Here is a 20,260-nt window from a genome sequence, read left to right as displayed (position 1 = left end):
AGGCAGACAGAGCACACAGGCAGACAGAGCACACAGGCAGAACACGTCCGGGTACCAGCACGGCCCGGACGCGCACCACCGGTGGGACCCGGACAGCGAGGCCGGGCGCCCACCCCGAGATTTCCTGGAGCACCGATGACCGACGACCAGCTCGCCGAGACCCTCGCCGCGATCCGCCCCGCCGACCCGACGGCGCTGGGCGCGGCCCGGGACCGGCAGAACCGCCTGACCAAACCCCACGGTGCGCTCGGTGTGCTGGAAGAGGTCTCGATCCGCCTGGCCGGACTGGCCGGCACCTGCCCACCGCCCGACCCCTCGCCCGCCGCGGTGGCCGTTTTCGCCGCCGACCACGGCGTCCACGCGCAGGGTGTCAGCCCCTGGCCGCAGGAGGTCACAGCGCAGATGATCGCCAACTTCCTGGCCGGCGGCGCCGCGGTGAACGTGCTCGCCCGGCAGAACGGTGCGGCCGTGGTGGTGGTCGACGCCGGCGTGGTCACCCCGCTGGACGCAATGGTGCCCGAGGGCGCTCGGGTGCCGGACGCGTCCACCATCGAGCCGGGTGGCCGGCCGCGACTGGTCGAGCGGGTGGTGCGCCGGGGCAGCGACGACATCTCCGTGCGTCCCGCGATGACCCGCGAGCAGGCTCTCGAAGGTCTCACGCACGGCATCACGATCGCCGGCGAACTGGTCGGGGCGGGCTACCGCTGCCTGGTGGCCGGCGACATGGGCATCGCCAACACCACCGCGTCCGCGGCCCTGATCGCGGCCTTCACCGGCACCGACCCGGCCGAGGTCACCGGCCTCGGCACCGGCATCGACGACGCGGCCCACCGCCACAAGATCGGCGTCGTTCGGGTCGCCCTGGCCCGCCGCGCGGCCGAGGCGGACAGCGACGGCACCGGGGACGACCCGATCGCGGAGCTCGCCTCGCTGGGCGGCCTCGAACATGCGCAGATCGCCGGGTTCATCCTCGGCGCGGCCGCCCACCGCGTGCCGATCGTGCTGGACGGCGTCATCTCCGGCGCGTCCACCCTGGTCGCGGCCGCGCTCGCCCCCGACGTGGTGGACGCGTGCGTGGCCGGCCACCGCTCGGCCGAACCCGGGCACGCCGTCGCCCTGAAACACCTGGGCCTCACCCCGCTCGTCGACCTGGAGCTGCGGCTCGGCGAGGGCAGCGGCGCCGTGCTGGCCCTGCCGCTGGTCCGGTCGGCCGTGGCCGTGCTGCGGGAGATGGCGACGTTCGACGCCGCGGGCGTCACCGAGAAGAGTTCCTGAGACAATGCCGCAAGTGGACAGGCCCTATCTCGCCGGCCTCGACCTGACGGGCCGCCGGGTCGTCGTGGTCGGCGGCGGAACCATCGCCCAGCGTCGTCTCCCGGCCCTGCTCGACGTCGGGGCGAAGGTCGAGCTGATCGCGCCCGAGGTCACGCCCGCGATCGAGGGCATGGCCGGGGCCGATGAGATCACCTGGCAGCGCAAGCGCTACGAGCCGGGCGATCTGGCCGGCGCCTGGTACGTCATGGCCGTCACCGACGACCCGGCCACCAATGCTGCGGTCGCGCAGGAGGCCGAGCAGCAGCGGGTGTTCTGCGTGCGCGCCGACCGCGGCGCCGGCGGCAGCGCCTCCACACCGGCCAGCGGCGAGTGGCGCGGGCTGCGCATCGCCGTGGCCAGCGAGTCGATCGGGCCCGGCTCCGAGCACGGCGCCGACCCGATCCGCGCCGCCGTCGTGCGCGACAGCCTGCTCGAATGGCTGCGCTCCGGCGCGGGCGACGAGATCCTGGCCGCCCGCAAGCAGGCCCGCGGCGAGCAGACCCGCGCCGACGCCGCGCCGCAGAAACTGCCCGGCGTGGCCCTCGTCGGCGGCGGCCCGGGCGACCCCGACCTGATCACTGTGCGCGGGCGCCGCCTGCTGGGCCAGGCCGACGTCGTGGTGGTCGATCGCCTCGGCCCGCGCTCCCTGCTGCCCGAGCTCAGCCCCGACGTCGAGCTGATCGACGCGACGAAACTGCCCCGGGGCCGGTCGATGTCGCAGGAGGCCATCAACGCCGCCCTGGTCGAGCACGCCCTGGCCGGCAAGTTCGTCGTGCGGCTCAAGGGCGGCGACCCCTACGTGTTCGGCCGCGGCTCCGAAGAACTCGAGGCCTGCCTGGACGCCGGCGTACCGGTCCAGGTCGTCCCCGGCCTCAGCAGCGCGATCTCGGTGCCCGGCCTGGCCGGCATCCCGCTGACCCACCGCGGGGTCGCCCACGAGGCGGTCATCGTGTCCGGCCACCTCCCGCCCGACAACCCCGACTCCCTCATCGACTGGACCGCGCTCGCGAAACTGCACGGCACGATCGTCGTCCTGATGGGCGTGGCCAATCTGCCCGCGATCGCGAAGACGCTGACGGAACACGGCCGCGATCCGTCGACCGGCGTCGCCGTGATCCAGGACGGATCGATGCCCGCCGAGCGCGTCACCGTGTCGGACCTGGCCCGGATCGGGGAGGTTGCGCAGCGGGAGAACATCCGCCCGCCCGCGATCATCGTCATCGGTGACGTGGTGAAGCGCCGGCCGGCCGAACCTCAGGGGGCCTTCCAGTAAGGGTCACGCCCGCTGAGTGCGACGATCCGGTCGAGCGCGGGGGCGGTGGCGGGCACCTCGACGGCGTATCCGAAACTCTGGTCCGGCCCGCGGTATTCGTCGGTGAGCATGCTCGGGAGGAAGTCCAGGGCGGCGGCGACGGCCTCGGCGGGCGGGTCCCAGGCCAGACCGGTGGCCAGGGCCAGGTCGTGCCCGTGCACCACGTACTCGCCCAGGCACATGCCCAGCGACATCGAGCCGGGCATCGCCCCGCCGAACATCGTGACCGGCTGGTCGGCGACCCCCGCCGCGACACACGCGGCGATCCGCCGGGACGCGTCCCGCAGCACGTCGGCGGCCTCGGCCGGTGAGGCGGGCGCCTCGTAGCCGTCCACGTCGGGCCGCTCGCCGCTGCCGTCGGGATGCTCGAAGGAGGCGGCGAAGAACTGGGCCCAGGCCAGGATGTGGTTGCGCAGCACGGCCACGTCGAACTCCGGGCACGGAGTCGGCGCGCCGTACCGCGAGGGCTCGACCTCGGCCACCAGGTCGGCCAGCTGATCGAGAACAGAGGTGAGGTACTGCCCGTGGTTCTGCGTCATGCGGGCCAAACTAGGGGCGGGGCACGACCGGGAGATTGAAGAACCGCGACACGAGGGCACACAGATGGAACCCAGGAGCGTCGACCAGGACAGCCGCGGCATCATCGAGCCGGGTGCCTTCCAGCGTCGCTACCAGCTCAACCGCTATCCGGCCGGCTCCGCCCTCGAAGGGCTGATCAGCTGGTTCTGGGTCGTCTCGTGGGCCCTGCCGCCGGGCCAGACCCACACCCAGGAACTGCTGACGCACCCCTGCGCGAATCTCTTCGTCAGTCCTCAGGAACCCCCGATGATGGACGAGCACCTCGGCCCCACCGTCGCTGAGCTCGAGGGCGTCGTGCTGAACCGCTCGAGCCGCCGGATGGCCGGTGAGGGAATCTGCGTGGCCGCGATGACGACCCCCGGCGGGCTCGGCGCGTTCCTGACCGGCCCGGCCGGTGAGTACAACGACCGCACCGTCCGGCTGGGAACGGCTGTCCGCAGCGACGACGACGCCCTGGTGCGGGAGATCGGACGGGCCCAGGGCGAGCCGGCCAAGGTCGGCGTGCTGCGCACAGCCCTCGAGAACGCCGTGCGACCCGAAAGGGTCATTGTGGCGAGAGAGGTCGCGGCCACCGCGCGTCTCGCCGAGACCGACCGCACCCTGCGCAAAGTGGAACATCTCGCGCAGAAGGCGGGGACGGGCGTCCGTACGCTTCAGAGAATGTTCGCCGAGTACGCCGGTGTCTCGCCGACCTGGGTACTGCGCCGGTACCGCCTGCTCGAGGCGGCCGAGGCGGTCCGCCACGGTGACCGGGTGGTGTGGGCCCGGATCGCCACCGACCTCGGGTACAGCGACCAGGCCCACCTGGTGAGGGATTTCAGCGCCGCGATCGGCTCGACCCCAGCTGCCTACGCCCGCTCCTTGTCGTGATCAGGCAAACCCGGGGAATATTTGCATGATCACGACAGGAAAGTTACCTGCCTTCGAGATCGCCCTCCGTGCGCAGGAAGACCTCACGCAGTGCGTCGAGCATCTCCGGTGAGGGCTCGGCCCACAGCCCGCGCTCGGCGGCCTCCAGCAGGCGCTCGGTGATGCCGTGCAGTGCCCACGGGTTGGAGTCGGTCATGAACTTCTGCGTGGCCTCGTCGAGCACGTAGGTCTCGGCGAGCTTGCCGTACATCCAGTCCGCGACCACACCGGTCGTGGCGTCGTAGCCGAACAGGTAGTCCACCGTCGCGGCCATCTCGAAAGCCCCCTTGTAGCCGTGTCTCTGCATCGCGGCGACCCAGCGCGGGTTGACCACCCGGGAGCGGAACACCCGGGAGACCTCTTCGTGCAGGGTGCGGGTGCGCACGGCCGAGGGGTGGGTGCTGTCGCCGATGTAGGCCTTCGGCGCCGCACCGGTCAGCGCCCGCACCATCGACACCATGCCGCCGTGGTACTGGAAATAGTCGTCGCTGTCGGCAATGTCGTGCTCGACGCTGTCGTAGTTCTTGGCCGCCACGGCAATACGCTTGTACGACGTCTCCATGTCGTCCCGGGCCGGCCGCCCGTCGAGCCCGCGCCCGTAGGCGTAACCGCCCCAGACCGCGTACACCTCGGCCAGATCCGCGTCGTCGCGCCAGGTGCGGGTGTCGATCAGCGGCAGCACGCCCGCGCCGTAGGTGCCGGGCTTGGAACCGAAGATGCGCGTCGTGGCCCGCCGGGAATCCCCGTGCGCGGCCAGGTCTTCCTGCACGTGGGCCCGAACGAAGTTCGAGGAGGCGGGTTCGTCGAGAGAAGCCGCCAGCTGAACCGCGTCGTCCATCATCTGAACCACGTGCGGGAACGCGTCCCGGAAGAAACCGGAGATGCGCACCGTGACGTCGATCCGCGGGTGCCCCAGCTCGGTCAGCGAAATGGCCTCCAGCCCGGTGATCCGGCGCGAGGCGTCGTCCCAGACCGGGCGTACACCCAGCAGGGCCAGCACCTCGGCCACGTCGTCGCCGGAGGTTCGCATCGCCGACGTGCCCCAGACCGACAGACCCACCGAGCGCGGCCAGTCGCCCTCGTCCGCCTGGTAGCGCTCGAGCAGCGATTCGGCCATCGACCGGCCCGTCTCCCAGGCCAGCCGGCTCGGCACCGCGCGCGGGTCGACCGAGTAGAAGTTGCGCCCGGTCGGCAGCACGTTGACCAGACCCCGCAGCGGTGAGCCGCTCGGGCCGGGGTGCACGAAACCACCTTCGAGGGCGTGCAGTACGGCCGTGAGCTCGTCGGTCGTGCGCAGCAGGCGGGGCACCACCTCGGTCGCGGCGAAGCGGAGAACGGCCTCCAGCCCCTCGTGGTCGACCTGCGAGACATCCACCTCGGTCGTGGCGAACACCGACGAGATCACGTCGGGAACCGCGTCCGCCGACCAGGAGGCGTCCGAGAGCGCCCGCACCAGGGCCTCGGCCGTGGCCTGGGCCGCGTCCACCTCTTCCAGCCCGTCGGTGTCCTCACCGACGGAACCCACCGACGCCTCGTCCAGCCCGAGCGCCTCGCGCAGTCCGGGCAGCGACTGCGAGCCGGCCCAGAGCTGACGGGCCCGCAACATCGACGTGACCAGGTGCACGAGCACCGAACCGGTCGGTGCCTGGCCGAGAATGTGCAGCCCGTCGCGGATCTGGGCGTCCTTGACCTGGCAGAGCCAGCCGTCCAGGTGCAGGATCATGTCGTCGAACTCGGCCTCGTGCGGCCGCTGCGCCAGCCCCAGGTCGTGGTCGAGCTTGGCCGCGTGCATCAGCGTCCAGATCTGCGACTGGATTGCTGGGCCCTTGGCCGGGTCGAGCGCCGTGACCGAGGCGTAATCATCGAGAAGCTGCTCCAGCCGGGCGATGTCGCCGTAGGAGTCAGCCCGGGCCATCGGCGGCACCAGGTGGTCGACCAGCGTGGCGTGGGCCCGGCGCTTGGCCTGCGTGCCCTCGCCCGGGTCGTTCACCAGGAACGGATAGATCAGCGGCAGGTTGCCCAGCGCCGCGTCGGGGGCGCAGGACGCCGACAGCGCGAGCGTCTTGCCGGGCGTCCATTCCAGGGTGCCGTGCTTGCCCAGGTGCACCACCGCGTCCGCACCGAAACCGCCTTCGGAGGCCGGAAGATTCAGCCAGTGGTAGGCGGCCAGGTAGTGGTGCGAGGGCGGCATCTCGGGGTCGTGGTAGATCGCGACCGGGTTGTCGCCGAAGCCCCGCGGCGGCTGCAGCAGCATCACCACGTTGCCCGCGATGATCGCGGCCAGCACGATGTCGCCGTCCGGGTCGCCGCTCGAGAGGGCGCCGCCCGGCGGGTCGACGAACATCTCGCCCGGCACCGCGCCCCAGTGTCCCTCGACCGACTCGCGCAGGTCGTCGGGCAGGGTCGCGAACCAGCGCCGGTAGACGGCCGCCGGGATGCGGACCGGGTTGCGCGCCAGGTCGTCCTCGGTCAGCCAGTCCAGGTCCTGGCCACCGGCCTCGATCAGCCCGTGCACCAGGGCGTCGCCGTCCATCGCCGCGAAACCCGGGAACGCACCCTCGCCCTCGCCCGGACCGACGTCGTACCCCGCGTCCCTCATCGACGCCAGCAGGGCCAGCGCCGAGGCCGGGGTGTCGAGCCCCACCGCGTTGCCGATGCGCGCATGCTTGGTCGGATAGGCGGTGAGCATCAGCGCCACCCGCTTGGCGGCCGGGGGAACGGCCCGCAAGCGGGCGTGGGCCACCGCGATACCGGCTGCCCGTGCTGATCTTTCGGGGTCGGCGACGTACTGCGTGAGCCCGTCCGCGTCGACCTCCTTGAACGAGAACGGCACCGTGATCAGCCGGCCGTCGAACTCCGGGATCGCCACCTGGTTCGCGGCGTCCAGCGGGATCAGCCCCTCGGAGCTCTCCACCCACCGCCGGCGCGAGGTCAGCGTGCTGATGGCCTGGAGGATCGGCACGTCCAGCGCGGCCAGGGCGCCGATGTCCCAGGTGGAGTCGTCACCCCCGGCCGAGGCGTTCGCGGGCCGGTTGCCGCCCGCCGCGAGCACGGTCACCAGCAGGGCGTCGGCGGTGCCCAGCGTGGCCAGCAGGTCGTCGTCCGCCCCGCGCAGGGTGGCGCAGAAGATCGGCAGGGCCCGGCCGCCCGCGTTCTCGACGGCCGTGCAGAGCGCCTCGACGAACGCGGTGTTCCCGGCCACGTGGTGCGCGCGGTAGTAGAGCACCGCGACGGTGGGGCGGTCGCCCGTCACCGGGGGCCGCTCCAGCACCCCCCACAGCGGTGTACCGGCCGGCGGCTCGAAACCGAATCCGGTCAGGAGCACCGTGTCGGTCAGGAACGCGTGCAGTTCGGCGAGGTTGCCCGGACCGCCCTCGACCAGGTAGCCATGGGCCTGGGTGGCGACCCCGACGGGGACGGTCGAACGGCTCATCAGGTCGGCGTCGGGCAGCGCCTCACCGGAGAGCACGACCACCGGCACGCCCTTGGAGAGCAGTGCGGCCAGGCCCTCTTCCCAGGCCCGGGTGCCACCGAGCAGGCGCACGACGGTCACGGCGACGCCGTCGAGCAGGCCGTCCAGGTCGTCCACGGACACCCGGTTCGGGTTGGCCAGCCGGTACGGAACGTTGCTGGCGCGGGCGCTGAGCAGGTCGGTGTCGGAGGTGGAGATGAGCAGAACAGGCTGCCGCTCGATGGGCTCGTCGTTCACGAACGTCCTCTTCCTCGCCGTCCGCGCGGCGGGTTGGTGCGGCGTGGCCCAGTCTCCTGGCTCGGCGTCCTCATGACGTCTCAGGCCTTCCAGCCCTGACGGGCCGTGACCATCGATCCAGAAACGTCACTCAGCGCTCACAGTGGCGCGACCGCGCCGGAGTCTCACCGGCTTCCTGTCCACCACACCGCTCGATTGTTCGGGGGTATCTGACGGTGCCACTGTGCCAGCCCGGCGCACGGCACCCAACCCCTGGCCTACCCTTGGGCGGTGTTCGTCGTCCATGCCTGGTTCTCTCCCGGCCCCGGAGACCCCGCCGACGACGGCTCCCTGATTCTCTGGGCGGAAGATCCGCAGGTCCGTGCGGTGCCCGCCGAGCGCACCGGGCGTCGTCCCAAGGTCCGCGAGCATCCCTTCGACATTGCCGCCGACGAGCTCACGAAGACCCTCACCGACGTCTGCGGCCTGATCGCCGAGGGCTGGCAGGAGGGCACCGCCGACCTCGTGCTGCCCTCCTTCCAGCATGCCCCGGCCGGTTCGCCCGAGCTGCTCGACCTGCGGTCGGGCTGGGCGCCCGGCGCTTCCGGCCACGTCGAGGGTGAGTCGGCGCGGCTGTTCCCCGAGGTCCGGTGGCGGGTGGTCACCGTCTCGGTGCCCGCCGCCCAGGCGCCCGCGGTGCTCGACGGTCTCAGGCAGCCGATGGGGGACGCGGTTGCGCTCGGCGCCGACGTCCGTCACCTTCTCGCTCTGCTCGCCTTCTCCGAAGACCTGATCAGCAGAGGACGCGTGCTGCCGGTCGCGCTGGAGGCTCCCGACGGTCACGGGGTGGCCCGGTGGCGCCCGGTCGTCACCGGGGACGACGGGGAGTGGTTCCGGCACGCGGTCGCGACCCTGCCGCCCTCGTTCGGTGCGGCACTGACCCCGGGGGCGACGGCGGGCCGATGGGTGGCCGCGGCCGTGGACTCCTTCGTCGACACCGGGGTGCGCGCGAGGCTGCGTCCGGCCCGGGCGTCCGGCGGGCTCGGGCTGGCCGGCTGGCGGCAGGCACTGCACGGGCCCTACCCGGCGTTCCCCGCGAACCGGCGCCAGATCGGCCAGCTGGTAACGGGTCTGGAGCAGTGGCAGGCCGAGGCGATCTCCGGCGGCCTGGTGCGGGCCGGGTTCCGGCTGGTCGAGCCCACCGACGACGACATCACCAGCGTGCTGCGCCCGGGCGACGAGGAACTGCGGCCGGCCGACGAAGCGGCCCTGTGGCGGCTCGAATTCGGTCTGCAGGACGCGGACCAGCCCGGCCTGTTCATCCCGGCGCAGCAGATCTGGGACGCCGAGCTGACCCTGACCCGGCTGCGCCGCAACGCACCCCGCCCGCAGGAGACCCTGCTCGCCGAACTCGGCCGGGCCCTGCGGCTCTTCCCGCCCCTGCGTGACGCCCTGCTGCAGGCCCGCCCGGCACAGCTGCTGATGGAGACCGCCACCGCGCACCAGTTCCTGACCGAGTCCGCGGGGTTGCTGATCGGCGCGGGGTTCGGCGTGCAGCTGCCCGGCTGGTGGTCGAAACCGCAGCGTCTGGGCGCCCGGCTGCGCGCGGGCACCCCGCCCCAGCCCGGACGGGTCGAGGGCTCACCGGTCTTCCGGCAGAACGACATCGTCGAGTACGACTGGCGGCTGTCGATCGGTGACCAGCAGCTGACCGACGACGAGGTCGCCCTGCTGATCGAGTCGCAGGCCCCGCTGGTGCGGCTGCGCGGTGAGTGGATGCAGGTCGATCCCGAGAAGCTCCGCAAGGCCCGGGCCTTCCTGCGCAAGCGGCGCAAGACCGGCCCGGAGACGATGTCGATCGCCGACGTGCTCTCGGTGATCGGCGCCGGCTCGGAGGGCCCGGCCGGGCTCGAGGTGACCGGGGTGGACGCGTCGGGCTGGCTGGCCGACTTCCTCGCCTCCGCGGAAGAGCGCCAGTTGCAGCCCTTCACGGCCCCCGAGGAGTTCGAGGGCGAGCTGCGCCCGTACCAGGAGCGCGGCGTGGCCTGGCTGTCGTTCCTGGAGAATCTGGGCCTGGGAGCGGTTCTCGCCGACGACATGGGCCTGGGCAAGACCGTGCAGCTGCTGGCGCTGATGGCCGCGGACGAGCCGCTCCAGGACGGCGGGGGAGACCTGATCCCGGGCCCGACCCTGCTGGTCTGCCCGATGTCGCTGGTCGGCAACTGGCAGCGTGAGGCCGCGAGGTTCACGCCGGGCCTGCGGGTGCACGTGCAGCACGGCGCCGACCGCCCGCAGGGCGACGAGTTCCACACCGCGGTCAGCGGTTCCGACCTCGTCGTCACCACCTACTCGCTGCTCGCCCGCGACGCCGTGACCCTGCGCAAGTACGCCTGGCGGCGCATCGTGCTCGACGAGGCCCAGGCGGTGAAGAACGCCGCGACCCTGGCGGCCACGGCCGCCCGCTCGCTCACGGCCGGGCGGCGGATCGCGGTCACCGGTACGCCGGTGGAGAACCGGCTGGCCGACCTGTGGAGCCTGATGGAGTTCGCCAACCCCCGGGTGCTCGGCGACCCGGCCGATTTCAAGAAGCGCTACGCCCTGCCGATCGAGCGGGTCGGCTCGGACGAGGCCCGGGAGAAGCTGCGGGCGGTGACCCAGCCGTTCATCCTGCGCCGGGTGAAGACCGACAAGACCATCATCAGCGACCTGCCGGAGAAGCTGGAGATGGAGGTGGTCTGCACCCTGACGTCGGAGCAGGCCGCGCTGTACCAGAACGTGGTCACCGACATGCTCGACCGCATCGAGAACAGCGAGGGCATGGAGCGGCGCGGCCTGGTGCTGGCCACCATGACCAAGCTCAAGCAGGTCTGCAACCACCCGGCCCAGTTCCAGCGCGACGGCAGCCGGGTCGCGGGCCGCTCCGGCAAGCTGGCCCGCCTCGAGGAAACTCTGGACGAGGTGCTCGCCTCGGGCGAGAAGGCGCTGCTCTTCACCCAGTACGCCGAGTTCGGCGAGATGCTGCGCACCCACCTGACCGCGAGATTCGGCCGCGAGGTGCTCTTCCTGCACGGCGGCGTGCGAAAGACCCAGCGCGACGAGATGGTCGCGCGGTTCCAGGAAGACCGCCCGGACACCCCGCCGATCTTCATCCTCTCGCTGAAGGCCGGCGGCACCGGACTGACCCTCACCGCCGCCAACCACGTCATCCATGTCGACCGCTGGTGGAACCCCGCCGTCGAGGACCAGGCCACCGACCGGGCCTTCCGGATCGGGCAGTCCCGCACCGTGCAGGTGCGCAAGTTCGTCTGCGCGGGCACGCTCGAGGAGCGCATCGCCACGATGATCCGCGACAAGCGGGGCCTGGCGGCCTCGGTCGTCGGCACCGGCGAGAACTGGCTGACCGAGCTGTCCACCGCCCAGCTGCGCGAACTGCTGACGCTCGATCCCGGGGCGGTGGGCTGATGGCCGCGTTCAGGAAGCCCGGTTTCGAGCCGTACGGCAAGCCCCGGCCGGTGGAGAACGGCCTGACCGCCCGCAGCGCCCGGGGCGACATCGGCGAGCAGTGGTGGTCGCGCCGGTTCATCGGGGTGCTGGAGTCCTTCGCCCTGGGTACCCGGCTGACCCGGGGTCGCGCGTACGCCCGCAAGGGTCAGGTGGTTTCGCTGGAGGTCACGCCCGGCGTGGTCACGGCCGAGGTTCAGGGGTCGCGGGTCACGCCGTACCGGGTGCGGATCGGCCTGAAGAAGTTCACCCGGCTGGTCTGGGCCAAGGTCGAGGTGGTGCTGGCCGAGCAGGCGCTGTTCAGCGCGCAGCTGCTGGCGGGGGAGTTCCCGCGCGAGCTGGAACCGGTGTTCGCCCAGGCCGGTGCGCCGCTGTTCCCGGGGCGGCTGGCCGACCTGGACCTGGCCTGCACCTGCCCCGACCCGGCGGTGCCGTGCAAGCACATCGCCGCTGTCTTCTACCTCCTGGCCGAGCGTTTCGACGACGACCCGTTCCTGGTGCTGCGCTGGCGCGGCCGCGACCGGGAGGTCCTGCTCGACCAGCTGCGCGAGCTGCGGGGTGACGAGGAGGTGCCCGAACTCCTCGGTGAGGTCACCGACGAGCCGGGCGCAACCTCGTCCTCAATTCTCGGTGCCGCCCTGGCTCTGACCGAAAGTGACCTCGCACCGGTGGTTACCGGTCGCAAGCGGGCGAAACCCGGCCCTCCGGGCGGTGACGCGGTGACATTCTGGACAGCAGGGCAGTTGTTGCCGATGCCCAGTCATCCGGAGCTGCCCGTCGATCTGCTGCTGCGTCAGCTGCCCGTACCCGGTTCCGGGCTCGGTGGCGCTGCCCTGGTGGAAGACCTGGCCGGCCTGTACGAGGAGATGACCGACCGGGATTGACCGGCTTTGCCCGCGATGCAACGAATTCCGCCGGTGAATACTCTCCCGGCGCGGGCGTGCGAGGCGGGATTCTGCGGGCCCGGCGCGGCAGTCTTGGGCGGTGACCTCCCAGCAGAAGCCCAGACGCCAGAAGCCGGCGCGGAAACGTACCGATATTCCCCAGGGTGCGGTGGAAGGGGTGCAGGAGGGCGCCGGAGCTGCCGAGGAGAAGAAGGTGGCGACGGCGGGAGCAGGATCGAAAGGCGTTCCCGTCCCACGGGCTGCCGCGGACGAACCGGCGCCGGCGGGCGAGAAGCGACGGGCCGAGGAGCGGGAGGTCGCCGAGGCGATGGCGGCCTACTGGGCCCGCGACACCCCCGGTGGCGACGAGCCCCCCTCCGGTGGTGACGGACCCGGGCCGGGCTCTCCCGATTGGGGCGACGGGGGCGTGTCCTGGGGGTTGCCCGCCGAGTCGACGGCCGAGCACGCCCGGCTGGCTGAGTCACCCGGGCCGGGCAGCCCGTGGCGGCAGTGGGGCCCGTACCTGGCGGGCCGGCAGTGGGGCACCGTGCGGGAGGACTACACCGACAACGGTGACGCCTGGTCGGCGTTCCCCTTCGAGCACGCGCACGCCCGGGCCTACCGCTGGGGTGAGGACGGTCTGGGCGGGATCTGCGACCGCTTCGGCTTCCTCAATTTCTCCGTGGGGCTGTGGAACCGTAAGGACCCGATCCTCAAAGAACGCCTGTTCGGCCTGACGAACGGCCAGGGCAACCACGGTGAGGACGCCAAAGAGTACTGGTGGGCGGTCGACGGCACGCCCACGCACAGCTGGATGCAGTGGCTGTACCGCTACCCGCAGGCCGAGTACCCCTACCAGCAGCTGAAGGACGAGAACGCGCGGCGGGGGCGGGACGAGCGGGAGTTCGAGCTCGGTGACACCGGGGTGCTCGACGAGAACCGTTTCTTCGACGTCATGGTGACCTACGCCAAGGCGTCGCCCGAGGACATCTGCATCAGCATCCGCGCGACCAATCACGGCCCGGAGGCGGCGCCGCTCGACCTGGTGCCGCAGATCTGGCTGCGCAACACCTGGACCTGGGGCCGGGACCCGCGCCGGGGCCACATGAACCAGCTGATGCCGCCCGCCCTCGCCGTCGGCGGGATGGAGGCGCTGGAGGTGAAGCACGGTTCGCTCGGCACCTACTACCTGGCCGCCGAGGGCTCACCGGTGTTGCTGTTCTGCGACAACGAGACCAACGCGGTGTCGTTGTTCGGGTCGGGGCGCAACATCAGCCAGTACCCCAAGGACGGCATCAACCAGCGCATCGTGCACGGTGACCCGCAGCTGGTGAACCCGTTCGACGAGGGCACGAAGGCCGCCGTCTGGTACTCGTTCGACGCGGTCGAGCCCGGCCAGTCCGTCACCGTCCGGCTGCGCCTGACCCGGCAGATGCCGGCGGGCAACACGTTCGGGGCCAGCTACGACGCGGTGATGAAGGCCCGGCGGCGCGAGGCGGACGAGTTCTACGGCCGGGTGATCCATCCCGAGCTGGGCGACGCGGACCGGCACGTGGCCCGCCGCGCCTACGCCGGCCTGCTCTGGGGCAAGCAGCTCTACCGCTACGACGTGGAGCAGTGGCTGGAGGGCGATCCGGCCGGTGCCGCCCCGGCCCCGGAGTCGCGCCGCGCCAAGGGCGGCCGCAACACCACCTGGCGGCAGGTCTCGCTGGCCGACGTCATCTCCATGCCGGACGAGTGGGAGTACCCCTGGTTCGCCGCCTGGGACTTAGCTTTTCACGCGATTCCGCTGGCCCACATCGACCCGGACTTCGCCAAGGAACAGCTCGTGCTGATGTGCCGCGAGTGGGCGATGCACCCCAACGGCCAGCTCCCGGCCTACGAGTGGGCCTTCGGCGACGTGAACCCGCCGGTGCACGCCTGGGCCGCCTGGCACGTGTACCGCATCGACGGGTACCGCGACCGGGAGTTCCTGATCCGGGTGTTCACCAAGCTGCTGCTGAACTTCTCCTGGTGGGTCAACCGGAAGGACTCGACCGGGTCGAACATCTTCGAGGGCGGCTTCCTCGGGATGGACAACATCGGCCTGTTCGACCGGTCGGCCCCGCTGCCGCCGGGTTTCCGGCTGGAACAGTCCGACGCCACCAGCTGGATGGCGTTCTACTGCCAGCAGATGTTCAAGATCGCCCTGGAACTCAGCCGTTACGACAAGGCCTGGGACGACACCGCCACCAAGTTCCTCGAGCACTTCCTGGCGATCGCCCGGTCGATGACGAGTTTCGGGTCGCACGAGGTCTCGCTCTGGGACGAGGAGGACGGCTTCTTCTACGACGTGCTGGTCGGCCCGGACGGCAGTGCCCAGCCGATGCGGGTGCCCTCGATGGTCGGCCTGCTCCCCATTCTCGGCGCCACCGAGGTGCCGCCGTGGATCAACGAGGAGTGCCCCGACGTCACCGCCCGGCTGCGCTGGCTGCAGCGCCGCCGGCCGGAACTGGTCGGGCCGCTGCTGTTCGCCAAGGGCCCGGGGGAGCGCAAGATGCTGCTCTCACTGCTCGATCCCGAGCGCCTGCGCCGCATCCTGGAGCGGATGTTCGATCCGGACCAGTTCCTCTCCCCGTACGGCATCCGGTCGATGTCGGCCGGTGTCCGCTCCGGCGTCACCACCGTCATCGACGGCCGCAGCGCCTCGATCGAGTACGAACCGGGCGAGTCCCGCACCGGCCTGTTCGGCGGTAACTCGAACTGGCGCGGCCCGGTCTGGTTCCCGGTGAACGTGCTGCTGGCCGATAAGCTGCGCACCTACGGCCGGCACTTCGGTGACACCTTCACCATCGAGATCCCCACCGGCTCGGGCGATCACCGCACCCTGAGCGAGGCGGCCGACGTGATCGACCGCGGCCTGGTGGCCCTGTTCCGTCCCGTCGACGGCAAGCGTCCCTCCGACGGTGACCGCATCGAGGCCAGCGACAACCCGCTGTGGGCCGAGCACCCCACGTTCAGCGAGTTCTTCGACGGCGACACCGGGGAGGGCCTGGGCGCTACCCACCAGACCGGCTGGACGGCCCTGGTCGCGCACCTGCTGAACCCCCGTCTCCCGCCCGACCCCCGCCAGCGCGGCTGGGCCTGAACCCGCGGATGCCCACGGCCCGACACCCGCACCGGAGCGCATCCGGACCGTCGTCGCGCTGTCGGCTCCACCACGAACGGGTAGGTCCGGGTGCACCGCGTCGTCCACACCCGGATGGCGGGCAGTGCCGCCGCCGGACGGTCCTCCCAGGTGCGACTCACCTGGGAGGCGCGTAACACCTGAGTCCGTTGTGCCCTGACCGGTCGTGGTGGGGCGGTCGTAGGATCGACGGCGTGGCTGGACGCGTGATCGGGGAATCGGTGGAGCGGGTCGTGGCTGACTCCTGCCCGGGGGTGCTGCGGCCGCATCTGGCGGCCGACGGCGCGCTGGCCCGCCTGCGCACACCCGGCGGAGCCCTGCCGGTGGCGACGCTGCGGGGGCTGAGAGCGGTGTCGGCGGAGCTCGCCGACGGCTCCCTCGGGCTCACCTCGCGTGGTAACACGCAGGTCAGAGGGGTTTCTCCGGAGAACGTGGCGGCGCTGGAGACGCGCCTGGCGGCGCTCGGGATGCTGCCGCACCCCACTCACGAGCGGGTCCGGAACATTGTCGCCTCACCTCTGTCGGGGCGCACGCAGGCATCAATGGTGGACGTCGATCAGCTCGCCTTCGCGCTCGACACGGCTCTGTGCGCGCGTCCCGACCTGGTCGCGCTGCCCGGCCGCTTCCTGATGGGCCTGGACGACGGCACCGGTGACATCGCCGGTGAGGAGCCCGACGTGCTGGCGATCGCCGGGGCCGGCGGGCGCTTCACGGTGGCGCCGGCCGGCGTCGCGGCCGGGGTCGAGGTCACGCGCGAGGAGGTGGTCGGGGCCGTGCTGGCCATGGCCACGGCGTTCCTGGTGGAACGGCAGCGGCAGGAGAGCAAGGCCTGGCGGGTGAAGGAACTGCCCGGTGGTGCGGCGGCGATCCTGAACGCCCTGGCCTCGGACGGGTACGAGACGGCCTCCGCCTCGTGGGGGCCCCAGACGATTCCGGCGCCGGGCCTTCACGAGCAGCGCGACGGTGGGTACGCCCTCTGCGCGGTGGTGCCCCTGGGCATCCTGAACGGTGAGCAGATCGAGGCCCTGGCGGCCTGTTGCGATCTGGCCACGCCGGGGCCGGTGCTCAGCGGGCCGGTGCTCAGCGGGTCCGCGCTGGACGGTGGCACGCCCCTGCGCATCACCCCCTGGCGGCGCGTGGTGGTGCGTGACCTGGAGGAACCGGCGGCGCTGGCGGCCCGGGAGCTGCTCGCCGCGGTCGGCCTGGTCGTCGAGCCGCACGCGGCCTGGGCGCGGGTCACGGCCTGCGCCGGGCGGCCGGGCTGCGCCAAGTCACTCACCGACGTGCAGGCCGATGCCCGGGCGTTCGCCGCTGCCTGCGCGCCGGACGGTGTCGCGGTGCACTGGGCCGGGTGCGAACGGGGCTGCGGTGCCACGCACGGCGGTGTGGCATTGTTGGCCGCCGAGGGTGGCTACCGGGTGATCGGCGGGCTGAGCGATACCGACCGGGCCCGGGCGGCGTCTTCGAGCATAGGACTGACAGCTTCGGACTGAGAGACGAGACGGACGCCGCGTGAGCGAGACCACCGCCTGGCCAGGCACTTACGAGGCGGACGGCGCGCAGATCTACCGGGAGTCGTTCGCCACCATCCGCCGCGAGGCCGATCTCGCCGGGTTGCCCGACGACGTGGCCCGGGTGGTGGTCCGGATGATCCATTCGTCCGGGATGACCGATCTGACGAAAGACTTCGCCTACAGCCCGGACGCCGTCACGGTGGCCCGGCAGGCCCTGCTCGACGGAGCCCCGGTGCTCTGCGACGCGCAGATGGTGGCCAGTGGCATCACCCGCTCCCGGCTGCCCGCCGACAACGAGATCGTCTGCACGCTGAACGTTCCCGGGGTGCCCGAGCTGGCCGCGCAGCTGAGTACCACGCGCAGCGCCGCCGCGATCGACCTCTGGGCCGACAAGCTGGAGGGCAGCGTGGTGGCGATCGGCAACGCCCCGACCGCGCTGTTCCGCCTGCTGGAACTGATCCGCGACGGTGCCCCGCGCCCGGCCGCGATCCTCGGCATCCCGGTCGGCTTCATCGGCGCCGCGGAGTCGAAACGGGCCCTGAGCGCCAATCCCCTCGGGCTGGAGTACGTCGTGGTGCACGGTCGGCGCGGGGGCAGCGCCATGACCGTCGGCGCCGTCAACGCGATCGCGAGCGAGAAGGAATGAGCGGCACCCTCTACGGCGTCGGGCTCGGCCCGGGCGACCCGGAACTGGTCAGCGTCAAGGCGGTTCGGCTGATCGGGGCCGCCGACGTGATCGCCTACCACAGCGCGCGGCACGGCCGCAGCATCGCCCGCGGCATCGCCGAGCCGTACCTGCGCGAAGGCCAGATCGAAGAGCCGCTGGTCTACCCGGTCACCACCGAGACCACCGACCACCCGGGCGGTTACCAGGGGGCGATGGACGAGTTCTACGCCGCTGCGGCCGAACGCCTGGCCGTCCATCTGGAGGCCGGGCGCGACGTGGTGGTGCTGGCCGAGGGCGACCCGCTGTTCTACGGGTCGTACATGCATATGCACAAGCGTCTGGCCCACCGTTTCCCGGCCGAGGTGGTGCCCGGTATCACGTCTTTCAGTGCGGCTGCGGCCGCTCTGGGGCGGCCTCTGGTGGAGCGCGACGAGGTGCTCACCGTGCTGCCGGGAACGCTGCCGGAAGAGGAGCTGGCCCGGCGGCTGCGCGACACCGACGCCGCCGTGGTGATGAAGCTCGGCCGCACCTTCGAGGGGGTGCGCGAGGGGTTCGAGGCCGCGGGCAAGCTCGACCGGGCCTGGTACGTCGAGCGCGCGAGCAGCGACCGGCAGCGCACGTCGGCCCTGGCCGACGTGGATCCCGAGGCGGTGCCGTACATGTCGATCGCGCTCATGCCGGGGCCGCTGAACGACGGTTCCGCCGAACTGCGGGTGCTTGAGAACGCGGTGGGGCACGTCGGTGAGGTGGTGGTCGCCGGTCTCGGTCCGGGTCCGCGGGACTGGACCACACCCGAGGTGCAGCAAGCTCTTTCGGTGGCGGACGACCTGGTCGGCTACATCACCTACCTGAACCGGGTGCCGGTCAATCCGCGCCAGGAGCGACACTCCTCCGACAACAAGGTGGAGTCGGAGCGCGCCGCGTTCGCCCTCGACCTGGCGCTGCGCGGCCGTCGCGTGGTGGTGGTGAGTTCCGGTGACCCGGGCGTCTTCGCGATGGCCTCGGCCGTGCTCGAGGTGGCCGACGAGCCTGCTTACCGTGCCGTCCCGGTGCGGGTGCTGCCGGGCGTGAGTGCGGCCCAGGCCGTGGCTGCCCGTGCGGGTGCGCCGCTGGGCCACGACTTCTGCACGATCTCGCTGTCCGACCGGCTGAAGCCCTGGGCGGTGGTGGAGAGCCGGCTCGACGCCGTGGCCGCCGCCGACCTGGTGATCGCGATCTACAACCCGGCCTCGAAAGAGCGCCGGGCCCAGGTCGGCCTGGCTCGCGACGTGGTGCTGCGGCACCGCGACCCGTCGACCCCGGTGATCGTCGGCCGGGCGGTGGGCTCGGATGCCGAGACCGTGACGGTGGTGCCCCTGGGCGAGCTCGACCCGGAGACCGTCGACATGCGCACCCTGCTGATCATCGGCTCGTCACAGACTCGTCTCTCGGTGAAACCCGATGGCTCGTCCGTGGTCTGGACCCCGCGCCGCTACCCTGCCGAAACCCTTCCGTGATCATGCGAACTTTCCCGGCGTAGGGCCCGGACCGAGGCCGGCATCAGGGCCAGAAGACTGGTGCCGGTCATCACCGCGGCGGCGACGTAGAGCCAGGTGTCCGCGCCGAACGCCCCGGCGATCGGCCCGGCGACGGCCAGGCCGAGCGGGCGCATGACGAACGAGCCGAGGTGGTCGAAGGCGAACACCCGGGCCAGCTTGTCCGGTGGGATCTGCTGCTGGATGGCGAGATCCCAGTTGACGCTGAAGATCTCCAGCCCGAGGCCGTGCAGGAAGGCGCCGGCCAGGATGACCGGCAGCGCTACGTCGAGGGCCATCGCCAGCGGGAAACAGGCGGTGAGGGCCAGGAACGCCGTGCCGGCGAACAGCAGGCGCCGCGGGCGGTACCGCAGGGTGATGATCCCACCGGCCATGAACCCCACCATCAGCGCGGCCAGCGACAGACCCCAGGCCTGCTCGCCGAATTCGCGGGTCATCACGATCGGCCCGACCACGCCCTGCACCCCGCCGTACACCAGGTGATACATCAGGGCCTGCCCGATGAGCACCCACAACCAGGTGTGCCGGAACACCTCCCGGGCACCCGCCCGCAGATCACCGATCAGCGACTGCGAGGAGACGCCGGTCACCGGTTCCACGCGCATGAAGGTGTAACAGAGCCCGGCCGTCGCGAAGGTGGCGGCATCGACGGCGATGGCCCAGCCCGGCCCGAAGAACCCGACGAGCACCCCGGCCAGACTGAAACCCAGGACCATCGCGGTGTTCTGACCCAGGCGCAGCGCCGAGACGGCATGGGGCAGGGCGGCGGCCGGCACGGTCTGCGGCACCACGGCCCGCGACGCCGGGCTGGCCAGCGCGGCCAGGGCCCCGTTCACCCCGCCCATCACGGCCAGCAGGGGCACACTCGCACGGTCGGTGATCAGTGCGACCGCCACGAAGCCCTGCGCCAGCGCGGACGCGGCGGCCGTGCCCCGCATGAGCAACGTGCGCGAGAACCGGTCACCCACCACCCCCGCGACCAGCGTGGTCAGCACCTCGACCAGGGCGTACGCCGCCACCACGAACCCCAGCTCGGTGGCCGACCCGCCCAGGTGCAGCACCGCCAGAGCCAGCGCGACCGGCGCGATCGCCGACCCCAGACTCGTCACCGTGCGCCCGGCCAGCAACCACCGGAACGTCACCGACCCCCAGGCCGGACCCTCCACCATGAAACCCACCCCGTTCTCCCTG

At 71.8% G+C, this 20,260-nt stretch carries 12 protein-coding genes and 1 riboswitch; of the genes, 9 read left to right on the top strand and 3 right to left on the bottom strand.

What is annotated here, in order from left to right:
* Nucleotides 1-135: 135 nt before the first annotated feature.
* Nucleotides 136-1,275 (top strand): nicotinate-nucleotide--dimethylbenzimidazole phosphoribosyltransferase, encoded by a 1,140-nt coding sequence (gene cobT, locus LR393_RS30150; protein ID WP_231488478.1) that lies wholly within the window; start codon nucleotides 136-138, stop codon nucleotides 1,273-1,275.
* Between the two features lie 4 nt (nucleotides 1,276-1,279).
* The gene (gene cobA / locus LR393_RS30145) at nucleotides 1,280-2,587 is read left to right on the top strand and encodes a uroporphyrinogen-III C-methyltransferase (RefSeq protein ID WP_269328104.1); all 1,308 of its coding nucleotides are present in this window, start codon (nucleotides 1,280-1,282) and stop codon (nucleotides 2,585-2,587) included.
* On the opposite strand, the gene LR393_RS30140 is transcribed toward cobA, so the two are convergent.
* Nucleotides 2,569-3,165 carry a TIGR03086 family metal-binding protein gene (locus LR393_RS30140; RefSeq protein ID WP_231488474.1) on the bottom strand — a complete coding sequence of 199 codons (597 nt, stop codon included), beginning with the start codon at nucleotides 3,163-3,165 and terminating at the stop codon, nucleotides 2,569-2,571. The two genes, cobA and LR393_RS30140, sit on opposite strands and share 19 nt — an antisense overlap.
* Before the next feature lie 64 nt (nucleotides 3,166-3,229).
* Here LR393_RS30140 and LR393_RS30135 point away from each other — a divergent pair, with 64 nt between their 5' ends.
* Nucleotides 3,230-4,075 carry a helix-turn-helix domain-containing protein gene (locus LR393_RS30135; RefSeq protein WP_231488472.1) on the top strand — a complete coding sequence of 282 codons (846 nt, stop codon included), beginning with the start codon at nucleotides 3,230-3,232 and terminating at the stop codon, nucleotides 4,073-4,075.
* A gap of 43 nt (nucleotides 4,076-4,118) precedes the next feature.
* Here LR393_RS30135 and cobN read toward each other — a convergent pair whose 3' ends face one another.
* The gene (cobN, locus tag LR393_RS30130) at nucleotides 4,119-7,823 is read right to left on the bottom strand and encodes a cobaltochelatase subunit CobN (protein ID WP_231488471.1); all 3,705 of its coding nucleotides are present in this window, start codon (nucleotides 7,821-7,823) and stop codon (nucleotides 4,119-4,121) included.
* A gap of 28 nt (nucleotides 7,824-7,851) precedes the next feature.
* A riboswitch (cobalamin riboswitch) is annotated at nucleotides 7,852-8,025 on the bottom strand.
* A 68-nt stretch (nucleotides 8,026-8,093) separates the two neighbouring features.
* Here cobN and LR393_RS30125 point away from each other — a divergent pair.
* From LR393_RS30125 to LR393_RS30100, 6 genes are all read left to right on the top strand, one after another.
* Complete coding sequence (locus LR393_RS30125) at nucleotides 8,094-11,264, top strand: DEAD/DEAH box helicase (RefSeq protein WP_231488470.1); 3,171 nt, start codon at nucleotides 8,094-8,096, stop codon at nucleotides 11,262-11,264.
* Complete coding sequence (locus tag LR393_RS30120; protein ID WP_231488469.1) at nucleotides 11,264-12,187, top strand: SWIM zinc finger family protein; 924 nt, start codon at nucleotides 11,264-11,266, stop codon at nucleotides 12,185-12,187. Before LR393_RS30125 ends, LR393_RS30120 begins: the two co-directional genes overlap by 1 nt.
* Before the next feature lie 328 nt (nucleotides 12,188-12,515).
* Nucleotides 12,516-15,314, top strand: coding sequence for an MGH1-like glycoside hydrolase domain-containing protein (locus LR393_RS30115; RefSeq protein WP_269328123.1), 2,799 nt, complete (start codon nucleotides 12,516-12,518; stop codon nucleotides 15,312-15,314).
* Between the two features lie 233 nt (nucleotides 15,315-15,547).
* Nucleotides 15,548-16,846, top strand: a complete 1,299-nt coding sequence (locus LR393_RS30110; protein WP_231488467.1) for a hypothetical protein — start codon at nucleotides 15,548-15,550, stop codon at nucleotides 16,844-16,846.
* Between the two features lie 19 nt (nucleotides 16,847-16,865).
* Nucleotides 16,866-17,513, top strand: coding sequence for a precorrin-8X methylmutase (locus LR393_RS30105; RefSeq protein ID WP_231488466.1), 648 nt, complete (start codon nucleotides 16,866-16,868; stop codon nucleotides 17,511-17,513).
* Nucleotides 17,510-19,030, top strand: coding sequence for a precorrin-2 C(20)-methyltransferase (locus tag LR393_RS30100; RefSeq protein WP_231488464.1), 1,521 nt, complete (start codon nucleotides 17,510-17,512; stop codon nucleotides 19,028-19,030). The genes LR393_RS30105 and LR393_RS30100 overlap by 4 nt, the downstream gene beginning before the upstream one ends.
* On the opposite strand, the gene LR393_RS30095 is transcribed toward LR393_RS30100, so the two are convergent.
* Nucleotides 19,006-20,238, bottom strand: coding sequence for an MFS transporter (locus tag LR393_RS30095; protein ID WP_231488461.1), 1,233 nt, complete (start codon nucleotides 20,236-20,238; stop codon nucleotides 19,006-19,008). The genes LR393_RS30100 and LR393_RS30095 overlap by 25 nt on opposite strands.
* Between the last annotated feature and the right edge of the window lie 22 nt (nucleotides 20,239-20,260).

The organism is Kineosporia mesophila (genome assembly GCF_021129235.1).
In the GTDB taxonomy this organism is placed as follows: domain Bacteria; phylum Actinomycetota; class Actinomycetes; order Actinomycetales; family Kineosporiaceae; genus Kineosporia; species Kineosporia mesophila.
The sequence above is the reverse complement of the archived record's forward strand: the minus strand, read 5'-3'. Positions and strand labels throughout refer to the sequence as shown.

Bases quoted from the DNA above. Each gene is read 5' to 3' on its own strand.
- cobT (WP_231488478.1), top strand. From the start codon at position 136: ATGACCGACGACCAGCTCGCCGAGACCCTCGCCGCGATCCGCCCCGCC.
- cobA (WP_269328104.1), top strand. From the start codon at position 1,280: ATGCCGCAAGTGGACAGGCCCTATCTCGCCGGCCTCGACCTGACGGGC.
- LR393_RS30140 (WP_231488474.1), bottom strand. From the start codon at position 3,165: ATGACGCAGAACCACGGGCAGTACCTCACCTCTGTTCTCGATCAGCTG.
- LR393_RS30135 (WP_231488472.1), top strand. From the start codon at position 3,230: ATGGAACCCAGGAGCGTCGACCAGGACAGCCGCGGCATCATCGAGCCG.
- LR393_RS30120 (WP_231488469.1), top strand. From the start codon at position 11,264: ATGGCCGCGTTCAGGAAGCCCGGTTTCGAGCCGTACGGCAAGCCCCGG.
- LR393_RS30115 (WP_269328123.1), top strand. From the start codon at position 12,516: ATGGCGGCCTACTGGGCCCGCGACACCCCCGGTGGCGACGAGCCCCCC.
- LR393_RS30100 (WP_231488464.1), top strand. From the start codon at position 17,510: ATGAGCGGCACCCTCTACGGCGTCGGGCTCGGCCCGGGCGACCCGGAA.
- LR393_RS30095 (WP_231488461.1), bottom strand. From the start codon at position 20,238: ATGGTGGAGGGTCCGGCCTGGGGGTCGGTGACGTTCCGGTGGTTGCTG.